The 10,432-nt window shown below is 59.8% G+C and carries 13 protein-coding genes; 2 read left to right on the forward strand and 11 right to left on the reverse strand.

Annotation, left to right across the window (positions count from 1 at the left end):
- Window positions 1–8 precede the first annotated feature (8 nt).
- From trbH to traI, 11 genes are read right to left on the reverse strand one after another with little or no spacing between them, the layout of a single operon-like run.
- The gene (gene trbH / locus J2J99_RS30585) at window positions 9–449 is read right to left on the reverse strand and encodes a conjugal transfer protein TrbH (protein WP_168301549.1); all 441 of its coding nucleotides are present in this window, start codon (window positions 447–449) and stop codon (window positions 9–11) included.
- Between the two features lie 3 nt (window positions 450–452).
- The gene (gene trbG / locus J2J99_RS30590; protein WP_168301550.1) at window positions 453–1,265 is read right to left on the reverse strand and encodes a P-type conjugative transfer protein TrbG; all 813 of its coding nucleotides are present in this window, start codon (window positions 1,263–1,265) and stop codon (window positions 453–455) included.
- An 11-nt stretch (window positions 1,266–1,276) separates the two neighbouring features.
- Complete coding sequence (locus J2J99_RS30595; protein WP_168301551.1) at window positions 1,277–1,939, reverse strand: conjugal transfer protein TrbF; 663 nt, start codon at window positions 1,937–1,939, stop codon at window positions 1,277–1,279.
- Between the two features lie 20 nt (window positions 1,940–1,959).
- On the reverse strand, window positions 1,960–3,108 hold the full coding sequence (gene trbL, locus J2J99_RS30600) for a P-type conjugative transfer protein TrbL (RefSeq protein WP_246638714.1): 1,149 nt from the start codon (window positions 3,106–3,108) through the stop codon (window positions 1,960–1,962).
- 43 nt (window positions 3,109–3,151) lie between these two features.
- Window positions 3,152–3,328: an entry exclusion protein TrbK gene (gene trbK, locus J2J99_RS30605; protein ID WP_168301553.1), complete on the reverse strand. Its 177-nt coding sequence runs from the start codon at window positions 3,326–3,328 to the stop codon at window positions 3,152–3,154.
- On the reverse strand, window positions 3,322–4,125 hold the full coding sequence (gene trbJ, locus J2J99_RS30610; protein WP_168301573.1) for a P-type conjugative transfer protein TrbJ: 804 nt from the start codon (window positions 4,123–4,125) through the stop codon (window positions 3,322–3,324). The genes trbK and trbJ overlap by 7 nt, the downstream gene beginning before the upstream one ends.
- On the reverse strand, window positions 4,097–6,553 hold the full coding sequence (locus J2J99_RS30615) for a conjugal transfer protein TrbE (RefSeq protein WP_168301554.1): 2,457 nt from the start codon (window positions 6,551–6,553) through the stop codon (window positions 4,097–4,099). The genes trbJ and J2J99_RS30615 overlap by 29 nt, the downstream gene beginning before the upstream one ends.
- Before the next feature lie 10 nt (window positions 6,554–6,563).
- A complete protein-coding gene (locus J2J99_RS30620) occupies window positions 6,564–6,863 on the reverse strand; it encodes a conjugal transfer protein TrbD (protein ID WP_168301555.1) in 300 nt (99 codons plus the stop codon).
- Window positions 6,856–7,239, reverse strand: a complete 384-nt coding sequence (locus J2J99_RS30625; RefSeq protein ID WP_168301556.1) for a TrbC/VirB2 family protein — start codon at window positions 7,237–7,239, stop codon at window positions 6,856–6,858. The genes J2J99_RS30620 and J2J99_RS30625 overlap by 8 nt, the downstream gene beginning before the upstream one ends.
- Window positions 7,229–8,206 (reverse strand): P-type conjugative transfer ATPase TrbB, encoded by a 978-nt coding sequence (gene trbB, locus J2J99_RS30630; RefSeq protein ID WP_168301557.1) that lies wholly within the window; start codon window positions 8,204–8,206, stop codon window positions 7,229–7,231. The genes J2J99_RS30625 and trbB overlap by 11 nt, the downstream gene beginning before the upstream one ends.
- Window positions 8,203–8,841: an acyl-homoserine-lactone synthase gene (traI, locus tag J2J99_RS30635; protein ID WP_168301558.1), complete on the reverse strand. Its 639-nt coding sequence runs from the start codon at window positions 8,839–8,841 to the stop codon at window positions 8,203–8,205. Before traI ends, trbB begins: the two co-directional genes overlap by 4 nt.
- A 204-nt stretch (window positions 8,842–9,045) precedes the next feature.
- On the opposite strand from traI, the gene J2J99_RS30640 reads away from it, so the two are divergent.
- Entirely contained in the window at window positions 9,046–9,483 is a 438-nt protein-coding gene (locus J2J99_RS30640; protein ID WP_168301559.1) for a hypothetical protein, read from the forward strand.
- Entirely contained in the window at window positions 9,480–9,668 is a 189-nt protein-coding gene (gene tnpB / locus J2J99_RS30645; RefSeq protein ID WP_168301560.1) for an IS66 family insertion sequence element accessory protein TnpB, read from the forward strand. Before J2J99_RS30640 ends, tnpB begins: the two co-directional genes overlap by 4 nt.
- Window positions 9,669–10,432 lie beyond the last annotated feature (764 nt).

Below are 10,432 nucleotides of genomic sequence, written 5' to 3' on the forward strand. Positions count from 1 at the left end.
CCCCTCCGTCAGTTGCGCTGCATGATCGAAAGCGGACTGGCCGGCGTGGCGCCGGCCGCCGTTGGCGTATAGGCGCGGCCAAGAGCGATGGAAGGCGTCGAAACGCGCGCAAAAACCTGCCCATCGAAGCCCTCGACGGCAAAAGCAAGTTCGATCGGCTTGACGTCTTTGGCGACTTTGCCGTCGGTGACGACGGTATATCCCCACCCCTTCAATGCCGCTTCGAGGGCGGTCGCGAATTCCGACTGCTCCTTTTCCATCTTGATCGCCGTCGCAGCGCTGGCCGGGCCGATTTGCTCGGCGAGACGACTTGCCAGGTCACCGGCGATCGCGCTTGCCGCGGGTCCGGTGACGGTGACCGGGGTTGAGCTGGTGGTCATTGCGTCGTCGGCCGTTTGGCAGCCGGAGAGTAGCACCGCCACGATCAGAAATCCGAAGATCTTGCCCATCGATCACCCTCCCCGCCGGATGGTGATCTTCTGCTGCCGCCAGCCGACCCCCGAAACGAGAATCGCCTTGTCGATCGCATAGTCGACGGTCATCATGTCGTTCTTCATGCGATAGTTGACGATGCGGTTCTGACCGCCGGAGACGACGAAGAGCACCGGCGCATCCTGACCTGAGATCGACTTCGGGAACTGGATGTAGGTCTTCACTCCATCCGAATAGACCCGCTTCGGCTTCCAGGGAGCGCTGCCGCTCACCGAGTAGGAGAAGTTCAGCTTGTCCGGCGCGGTGCCAGGAATGCCGCCCGTTTCAAGACGGGCGTTGATATCGGCGAGTTTGGTGGACGCGTCCTCGGGGTACTCGAAACCAACGCGCGCCATGTACTGGCTGGGATGGGACTTGAGCTGGATATGATAGGTTCGCCGTGACGTCGTCACGACCATCGAGGTGAGAAGACCTGGCTCCGACGGTTTGACAATCAGATGGATGGCCTGCCCGCCTGTCGCCCCCGAGGTGGCCGGTTCCACCTTCCAGCGCACGGTGTCGCCGACCAAGACGTCACGAACGATCTCGCCGCCCTGAAGCTCGATGTCGCAGACCTGCAGCGGCGAGCAGACGACGGACGGCTGGGTCTCCCCGAACAGAAAAATGACTTTTCCATCCGGTCCTGTCGTGACCAGTCCCGGCGTGCCGCGCCATTTCCCGGAGATATTCGTGCCCTTGACCTCGTTGCTCGTCATGCTTTGCGCCTGCGCGCCCACCACAAAGGCGAGTCCGGCCATGCAGCCGGCGGCTGCGATCAATCCTGTCTTTTGCATTATCCCTGCCCTTAAAGCTGTGCCGTCCAGTCGAAATCCCGGACGTAGAGGCCGATCGGATTGAGGCGGATCGTCGCCTCATCCTGCGGCGCGGTGAGCGCCACCGTTGCGATGCCGCGGAAGCGGCGTGTGCCGGTTTCCTTGCCCTTGCGGTCTCGCTCGTATTCCGTCCAGTCGATCTGATAGGTCTGGTTCGAAAGCGCGACGATGTTGTTGACCTCGATGGCGACGGTCGAAGACTTCGCCTTCTCGAAGGGAGAATTGCCTCTGAACCAGGCGTTGACCTTCTCGGTCGACGGATCGGAGGTGCGAAGAAGCGCATAGGTGCGGTCGATATATTGCTTCTGCACCACCGCATCCGGCGTGATCGAGCGAAAGCTTGTCACGAAGTTGCCGAGTGTGGCGCGTACCACGCGGACATCGGCATACTCGATCTGTTCCGGAAAGCCTGCCGTGACCGCCGTTCCGAGCTTGTCGACCTCGACGATATAGGGCACGAGCTTGACCTGAGTGCTGAGATACATCGCGTAGCTAAAGCCGATGACGGCCATCGCCAGGCCGAGAATGCCGACGATCCGCCATGCGGAAGCAGCCTTCACATATGTGCCGTAGCGCTCGTTCCATTCCTGGCGGGCGGCAAGATACGGATTATCAGGGGCGCGGTTCGCTGCCATTTGTTCTTCCCTTGTCTCGATTATGGTTTGTCGTTGCGTTCGGGAGGAGGCTTCGGGCCGCTGTGACCGCTGCGCTGTTCATCGAGCTTGGCGTTGGCTAGTCCGAGGATGGACCCCGCATAGGCACCGGGAGATCCGATTGCCTTTTCCTTCGCGGCCGAGCCTGCGGCTTGTGCGCCGGAACTGAAGCTTGCGCCTATCCCCCGCAGGGCAGCACCGGCGACGGATGAACCGCCAGCTCGTGCGGCTTGCGCGGCCGCAAAGCCGGCACCGGCGGCGCCGGCTGCCAAGAAGCTGGCGCCCGCGGCGAAGGACGCCGCCTGCCCGCCGTGGCGGATTGTCTCCATACCGCCGGTGACGGAAGCACCCTGGACGACACCCTGGATGATGTTTGGCACATACATTGCGACGATGAACACAACGACCGCGATGCCCGCAATAGCCAGCGCGGTTTGGAACTGGTCGCCGACATTCGGATCGTTTGCCAGACCGATCAGGACTTCCGATCCGATCCGCGAGATCATCACAAGGGCCATCAGCTTCATCCCGACGGAGAAGGCGTAGACGAGATACCGAACCGCAAAATCCTTGGTAAAGGACGAGCCGCCCAGTCCGAGCATGATCATGCCGGCAAGCAGCCCGATATACATTTCCACCATCACGGATACGAAAATAGCAGCGACGAGAGAAAACGCGATGACTGTCACTACCATGGCGAATGCTGCCGAGATCGCGAGTGCATTGTCTTCGAAGAGGCCGAACTGCACTTTCTCCGACATTTTCGTTGCGACTGCGAGGCCGGCATTGAACACGTCAGCCGGTGATGCCGTCCCTCCTCCGGCACCGATCTGGAACAGGCTGTCTACGACAGCCTTGGCGAAGGTTGGTCCCTGCGCCAGCACGAACGCGAAGAACCCGATGAACATGATCCGCCGCACAAGCTCGGCGAACCAGCTGTCCAGCGAGGCTGACTGGATCGCCAGCCAGACGGCGGCAATGCCGATCTCGATCGTTGCGAGGATCCAGAACAGGGATTTCGCCGCATCCATTACGGTGGTTTCCCAGCCCTTCGCGGCGGTCGTGATCTGGCTCTGGAGGGACGTCAAGACGGACCCTTCTTGGGCCAGCGCGGGATGGGTCGTCACCACGGCAAACGCACCAAACAACATGGCTACTCGGAGCTGATGAAGTGTCGTCGTGCCACTCATCCAATCACCATTCGACTTTCATCTTCTCGCCGCCCGATGTCGGATATTCCTTTGACGAACCGAAGAACTTCGCCCTGCGTTCCTGAGCTTCCTGCTTTTCGGAAATCAAGAACCAAACACCGGCGCTTCCGACTGCCAGGATCGTTGCGACCGCGATGACGAGTGCTTTCGTTCTCACCATTCCACCTTCATTTTCTCGCCACCTGAAGTAGAGGGAGCCGTCGCACTGAAAAATTTCTCTCGCCGCGCCTGTGCCAGGTCCTTGTCGGTCTGCTCCGTCTGAAGCCAGGTTCCCATCATCGTCATCTGTTGCGAGACGAGACCGCGAAGCTTCTGCATCTGGGCAACTTGCTGAGCGGCGATCTCGTGGCCGACCTGCAAGGCTTTCATCTGCCCATCCGCCGTTTCGGACATCGACCGCAACGAGGACATCGTATCTTCCTCGCTATCGAACTGGTCGGCCGTGAGGCTCGCAGCGTTCAGCGAGCTGGCGATCGTGTCGCGGTTGGTGTTCGACCAGGACTGATATGTCGAGGAGAACGTCGCGTTATCCGGCAGGTTGTTTTTGAGATCGGCGTAGCTCTGAAAGCGCTGCTGAAGAACGTCGTCAGCATTGCCCATAGAGAATGAGATACTCTGACCCTGGTCGACGATGCCGCGGAGCTGATTGAGATCGCTTTCGACCTGCCCCCAGACATGGTCAGGCAGCTGCGCGGTGTTTTGCAGCATGTTCTGGTATATCTTAAGCTGGTTCTGGATCTGCTCCGCAAGCTGGCTGATCTGCGTCAGCTGATTGTCGACCTGGAGGCCCGAGCTCTTGAGAAGGTCCACCAATTGCGCATTGTTGGCGAGCTGCGTCCACTCCGTCGCAGCACCGGTGGCGGTCCCGGCCCGTGCTGAAGGTACGGCTCCGATCGTCAGGGCTGCGGCCGCCAGGCAGGCTAACCATCTATTCGAACTTGAGTAGCAATGCGGCATCGTGAACTCCTCTCGTTTCAAGCCAGCGGATTGGCCAGTCGCGGCCATGTTCGGATTTCAGCGCGCGGATGCGCTTGAGGTCCTCCTTCCCGGAAGCTCCTACGAAGCTCAGCGCAATGGGTCCGAGCGACATGTTGAAGAGACGACGGCCTTCCGGCGTGGCGACGTAGTATTCGCGCTTCGGGATCGCTGTTGAGACGATCTCAATCTGGCGCTCGTTGAAACCGATACGCTCATAAAATTCCCGCGTCCCCGGCTCTCTGGCGGCGCCATTCGGAAGGCAAATCTTGGTGGGGCAGGATTCCTTCAGCACGTCGATAATCCCTGACCGTTCGGCGTCGGAGATTGATTGGGTCGCCAGAACGACTGCGCAATTCGCCTTGCGCAGCACCTTAAGCCATTCCCTGATCTTGCTGCGGAAAACTGGGTGGCCAAGCATCAGCCACGCCTCGTCGAGGACGATCAGGCTTGGCGACCCATCCAAACGCTTCTCGATCCGCCGGAACAAATAGGTCAGCACTGGCACGAGATTGCGCTCGCCCATGTTCATCAGCTGCTCGATCTCGAAAGTCTGGAAGGCCCCGAGTGTCAGGCCGTCCTCCTCCGCATCGAGGAGCTGGCCCATTGGCCCATCGACGGTGTAGTGATGCAGCGCGTCCTTAATCTCACGTAGCTGCACGCCGCTGACGAAATCCGAGAGTGAGCGACCGGATGCGCTCGCCATCAGTCCGATTTGCCGAGAGATTGCGTTGCGATGATCGGGGGTGATGGTGACGCCCTGCAGACCGACCAGCATCTCGATCCACTCGGTCGCCCAGGCCCGGTCGGCATCACTTTTGAGATCAGAGAGTGGGCAGAAAGCCAACGCCCTCCCCTCTTCCGCATTGTCGCCGCCGATCTCATAGTGATCACCACCGGCTGCGAGCGTCAGGGGGAGAAGTGAACTGCCTTTGTCAAAGGCGAAGATCTGCGCATTTTCGTATCGGCGAAACTGCGCGGCGATCAGAGCCAGAAGCGTCGACTTGCCTGAGCCGGTTGGGCCGAAGATCAGCGTGTGGCCGACATCATCGACATGCAGGTTCAGACGGAACGCTGTCGAGCCGGTCGCAACCTGCATCAAGGGCGGGGAATTCGGTGGGTAAAAGGGGCATGGCGCGACCGGGTTTCCGGCCCAGACCGAGTTCAGCGGAATCAAGTCGGCGAGATTGCTGGTGTTGATCAACGGCTCACGGATGTTGCAATACCAGTTGCCCGGCAAGCTGCCGAGATAGGCATCGGTGGCGTTCAGCGTTTCGATCCGCGCCCCAAAGCCTTCCGCCTGGATCAGCCGCCGGATCGCTTCTGCCTTCTCCTGCAGTGCTTCGCGATCGTTGTCGAATAGCACGACGACCGGCGTGTAATACCCATAGGCAACCAGCTGCGATGAGGCCTGTGCGATGGCATCCTCAGTTTCGGCCACCATCGTCATCGCGTCCTGGTCGACGGATCGACTTTGTGTCTGGAATATCTGGTCGAAGAACGGCCGGACCTTTTGCTGCCATTTCTTGCGCGTGCGCTCGAGCTTTTGACGGGCTTCCTCGGCATCGAGAAAAATGAAGCGCGATGACCATCGATAGCTTAGCGGCAGGAGGTCGAGGCTATTGAGAATGCCTGGCCAGCTCTCCGCCGGCAGACCATCGATCGCAACGACGCCGAGGAAACGGTTTTCGACCTTCGGCGTCAGGCCGTGCTCAAGCTCGGCCGTCGCGATCCAGTCGAGATACATGGGGATATCCGGAAGCCGGATCGGATGGCTCTCGCCTGTGATGCAGAAGCGGGCGAACTGAAGCAGCTCGTCATATCGGGCAATTCGCTCCCCTCCCCTATCGACCGTTTCGCGGGTTTCCATGCGCCGGATCGAAATCGTGTTGGCAAAATACTGCTCAAGCTCTCGCACCGCGTTCTTGAACACGAAGAGCACCGTGTCCGCATAGGACTTCTTCCGGCTCTCTTCATCCGAATAGATATATTTGCTGAGGGCGGTCTTCCTGGACTCAAGCGGCCGGTAGGTGAGGACCAGGGCGTGCTTGCTCTCGAAATGTCCCTGCTCCCGCTCGAAATGCGCCCGGCGCTCGGCATCGATCGCGCGGGTCACTGGGTCGGGGAAATGGCAGCGATCTTCCGATGGATACTCGACCGTTGGAACGCGGATGGCCTCGACCTGGATCATCCAGCCGCTTCCAAGCCGCGAGAGGACCGCATTGATCTGCCTCGACAGCTCGTTGCGCTCGAGGTCGGTCGCACTTTCGGAGTCCGGTCCGGCGAAGTACCAGCCGGCCATCAGGCTTCCGTCCTTCAAGAGGAGAACACCATTGTCGACGAGGCCGGCATAGGGAACGAGATCCGCAAAGGATGGACCGGTCACCCGGAAGCGATTGAGAGCTACCATGGCGGTCTCCTCAATAGCGACGCCAAGGCGAAGTGGTTGCCTTGTAGTAGGGCTTGTAGGAAATGTGCCTGATATAGACCTGCCGCATGTGCGGATCGGCCTTCGCCATCATCCTGAGCAGCCCGACGATCACGACCCAGACAACGACGCCGAAAAGCGCCGAGTAGGCCGTAAGCACAACGAAGATCAGGATCACCGCTGCAAGACCGGTGATCAGCACCAGCTCCCGGTCGGCGCCCATGAGTAGGTTCGGGCGGGAGAGCGCGCGATGGATGCGGTTACGCCGCAGGCCCGACAGGGACTCAGCCATGATCCCCCTCCCCTCCTTCGTTCGAACCAATTGAGATGACCTGCTCTTCGGTCAGCCCGATCGAAGCGCCGGTCGCACCGAATAGGCCGACGATGTTGGTGGCGCCGAGCAGGATGCCGGCGACGAGAACGACGTACACAAGTCGCCGTGCGAAATCGTTCAGTTCACCGCCAAAGATGAGCATGCCGCCGGCAATGGCCACGGCTGCAAGCGCGATCGCGCCCGCGACCGGGCCGGTTATCGACTCCTGGATCTGCTGCAGTGGCCCTTCCCATGGGAGGCTGCCGCCGGAACTGGCGAGCGCCGGCGCGACCGAGGCAAGAATGATGGGCGTCGCCACGAGCGCGGCGGCGATGAGGGTATGCTTACGCGACATGGCGCGCCTCCTGTTCTTCGGTGAGCTGGTCGGATTCGATCTCGTACCGTCCGTTGATGAACTGCTCGATTTGGATGATGTCGCGAACAAGCCGCCCACGCGGCGTCCGCTCAATCGAAATCACCAGGTCGACGGCCTCTCCGATCACCTCGTGCATCGGCTGCTGGCTTGCCTCGGCCGTCAGCTGTTCAAGGCGGCGCAGCGCCGACATGGCGGTGTTGGAGTGAATGGTCGCTACGCCGCCCGGGTGACCGGTGTTCCAGGCCTTGAGCAACGTCAGGGCCGCGCCGTCGCGGACTTCGCCAACGATGATCCGGTCGGGACGCAGCCGCATGGTGCTCTTGAGGAGCCGCGCCATGTCGATCGTATCGCTGGTATGGAGGAGTACGGCGTTCTCGGCTGCGCATTGGATTTCCGCGGTATCCTCAAGGATGACGAGGCGATCCTGTGGCGCGGACTTCACGATCTCGTGGATTACGGCGTTCGCAAGCGTCGTCTTACCCGAGCCCGTCCCCCCGGAAATGATGATGTTCAGCCTCGTGGAAATGGCACTGCGGATCGTTGTGGCTTGGTATTCTGTCATCACGCCGGCGCGAATGTAGTCTTCAAGTGGAATGAGGCGCGATGCCCGGCGACGAATCGTGAAGGCGGGCTTGGTGACAACGGGAGGCAACAGTCCCTCGAAGCGGTGGCCACCGATTGGCAGCTCGCCGGAGATGATTGGCTGTTCCGTGTCGACCTCTGACTGAAGCGCGTGCGCCACTGTACCGATCACCATCTCCGCTGCAGCGGATGACATCTCGCCTGCGGGCGCAACGCCGTGACCTAGCCGTTCGATGAATAATTTGCCGTCCGGATTGAGCATGATTTCGACGACGTTCGCGTCGTCCAGGGCAACACAAAGCTGATCGCCGAGCGCCTCCTGAAGTTTGCGGACGAGCCGAGGGTGAGAGCGAAGCTGGTTCACGGATTTCTCCTTAGGCTGCCTGGCCGAGAGGGGGTGAATTCAGAGCGGTAGGTTGAGGGGAGGAGCCTTAGGAACGTGGCCGCATTGACAGGCAGCGTCCCGGCTACGGCCATCGTCACGCCGATCTTCTTGGGTTCGGCCAAACGCTGAAGCTGCCATCCCACGCGAGCGAGGATGCGCTCAAATCGAAGATCGGTCACAGTAACAATCTCAGTATACGCATTCGCCATGCACCATTCGATGATGCCAGCGAACATGGTCAGCGTCGCTTCATGGACCGAGCCGTCCCCTCTCCCCTCAGCGAGAGTCGTGTCGACACAGAAGCGAGAACTCTCGATCATCGCGGCATGCCCATTGAGTTGACCGCCGGGGAGCAGAGACGGGAAAACGTCGGCCACCATTGTTGGACCAAGCGAAGGGAGAAGCCTCGCGCACCCCGCCAATTCGCCGGTCTCTGCGACGGCGAGCACATAGGTCGGCCGAAGCGCGTCGAAACGATCGGACTCGCGGCCGGCCGTTACGTCCACTTCCCAACCCAGGCGATCGGAAAAAACCCGAGCACGAAGCTGATAGTGGATGTGTAGGAGATGCGCCTCTTGGATCGTCCGGGGTGTTGAGAGCGCGAGGACCTGCATGATTTTCTCCGTCATTGTTGGACGGCTGGAAATCAGCATAGATCGGGACCGAGGGGCAGTTGTAGAATCCTACAAACTTGCAGGGGGTGAGTCGCTTCGACAAATTCCTTATTTTGTCGAATGCAGCCATTAGCAAGTGTCGACCGTGGAGAATGCCAGTAATCATGTCCTGATCCCACCGACCGGATCATCGCTTGATCATCGATGTTCAACCTCGAAAGAGGGCTTAAACATATGTCGATTTCCAAGCTTACGCTTAAATCCAAGGGTGAGCCGGTACGCCGGGTTGAGGTGTTCACTGGCAATGGCCGTCGCCGCGAATGGAGCGACGATCAGAAGGACGGTGTGCTCTGTGGAGCGGCATGGGGTGACTCCGCAGCAACTGTTCACATGGCGACGGCTCGCCCCAAAGCAGCCGAGGTACTTTCTGTGCCCGAGGAAGATCCTATGCTTGCGCCAGCGGTCGTCGTGTCGCCCGGGAAGCCAGAGCCGAAGAAGGCGCGGCGGGCACGTTCGCCAAGGAAAGCTTCTCCGGAAGCGGCTATCGAATTGCAAATTGATGGAGCCACGCTGCGCATCGCCTCCGGCACCGATGCCACAACGATTGTCGCCGTTATCCAGGCGTTGAAGGCTCAATCTTGATCGGTAAGTCCGATGCGGTAAAGCTGGTGAAGGCCCAGATGGGTGCCGACCCATTCTCTGGCACGATCTACGTGTTCCGGGCCAAACGAAGGGACCGGATCAAGCTGATCTTCTGGTGTGCCTGGTCGCCAAGCGGCATGAGGATGTCGAGTTCCATTGCCCGGATGCACGACGGTTGTATCTGACATCCGCGCAGTTCTTGGCGGTGTTCGATGGACTGGACTGGAAACGCGTTCCGATCCCACGCGACAAATTCGGCAAGGCCAATTGAGGCTCACGAAAGGCCTGCGCCGACGGATGGGCGCTTCGTAGCTTGCGAAATGATTTTTGGCAATTGACCCGCCCGGGAGAGGCGGGTAGAATCGTCACGTGATGTAAAAACCGTCTATTGACTAAAAACCCGTCACGGGACTGAAAAACCGTCACGCTTGAAAAGCTAGAGTCACCTTATAAGGTAGCGGAGGATCAAATGGAAACCACTTCGGAGCGCATTCAGCGCCATGCCAAAGAACTCTGGGCACGCAGTGCAGGCGCGGGGCGCCGTCCCCCGATCTATGTCTCGCAGACTTCGCGCTCGACGACTAAGGGTGAGGCGAACCCCAATCCAGAGAGCGGAGCAAATGACCCCCGTACGCAGCGCATATGCTCAATGTTGTACGAACCGGCTAAGCTCTTGAAGGGGAATGGAGTCGCCATCGTGCGAACAGTGGGTCATGCTCTCCCTGTGCACCGAAGCGACCGGGACGGTTGTAGGATTCACAGTAAAACAGATCATGAACATACCGGGATGCCAGCCTTGCTAACTTACAGATAAAGAACGTAAAAGTTGTTGGGCTTGGCGTTTCCCGGGGGTTAAGCGTTAACCTTTCGTTAACCTAAAAGCCCTTGCTCAAAAATTCGAATCGGCGCTTATTGCCGGTGGCGGAACTTTACCGGTTTCGCGAAAAAT

This window comes from Rhizobium binae, from assembly GCF_017357225.1.
GTDB lineage: Bacteria > Pseudomonadota > Alphaproteobacteria > Rhizobiales > Rhizobiaceae > Rhizobium > Rhizobium binae.

Excerpts from the sequence above, each read along its gene's own strand:
- trbG (WP_168301550.1), bottom strand. The coding sequence starts at position 1,265 with ATGCAAAAGACAGGATTGATCGCAGCCGCCGGCTGCATGGCCGGACTC.
- J2J99_RS30640 (WP_168301559.1), top strand. The coding sequence starts at position 9,046 with ATGTTCAACCTCGAAAGAGGGCTTAAACATATGTCGATTTCCAAGCTT.
- J2J99_RS30595 (WP_168301551.1), bottom strand. The coding sequence starts at position 1,939 with ATGGCAGCGAACCGCGCCCCTGATAATCCGTATCTTGCCGCCCGCCAG.
- J2J99_RS30615 (WP_168301554.1), bottom strand. The coding sequence starts at position 6,553 with ATGGTAGCTCTCAATCGCTTCCGGGTGACCGGTCCATCCTTTGCGGAT.
- trbL (WP_246638714.1), bottom strand. The coding sequence starts at position 3,108 with ATGTTGTTTGGTGCGTTTGCCGTGGTGACGACCCATCCCGCGCTGGCC.
- trbK (WP_168301553.1), bottom strand. The coding sequence starts at position 3,328 with ATGGTGAGAACGAAAGCACTCGTCATCGCGGTCGCAACGATCCTGGCA.
- trbH (WP_168301549.1), bottom strand. The coding sequence starts at position 449 with ATGGGCAAGATCTTCGGATTTCTGATCGTGGCGGTGCTACTCTCCGGC.
- trbJ (WP_168301573.1), bottom strand. The coding sequence starts at position 4,125 with ATGCCGCATTGCTACTCAAGTTCGAATAGATGGTTAGCCTGCCTGGCG.
- J2J99_RS30625 (WP_168301556.1), bottom strand. The coding sequence starts at position 7,239 with ATGTCGCGTAAGCATACCCTCATCGCCGCCGCGCTCGTGGCGACGCCC.
- traI (WP_168301558.1), bottom strand. The coding sequence starts at position 8,841 with ATGCAGGTCCTCGCGCTCTCAACACCCCGGACGATCCAAGAGGCGCAT.
- J2J99_RS30620 (WP_168301555.1), bottom strand. The coding sequence starts at position 6,863 with ATGGCTGAGTCCCTGTCGGGCCTGCGGCGTAACCGCATCCATCGCGCG.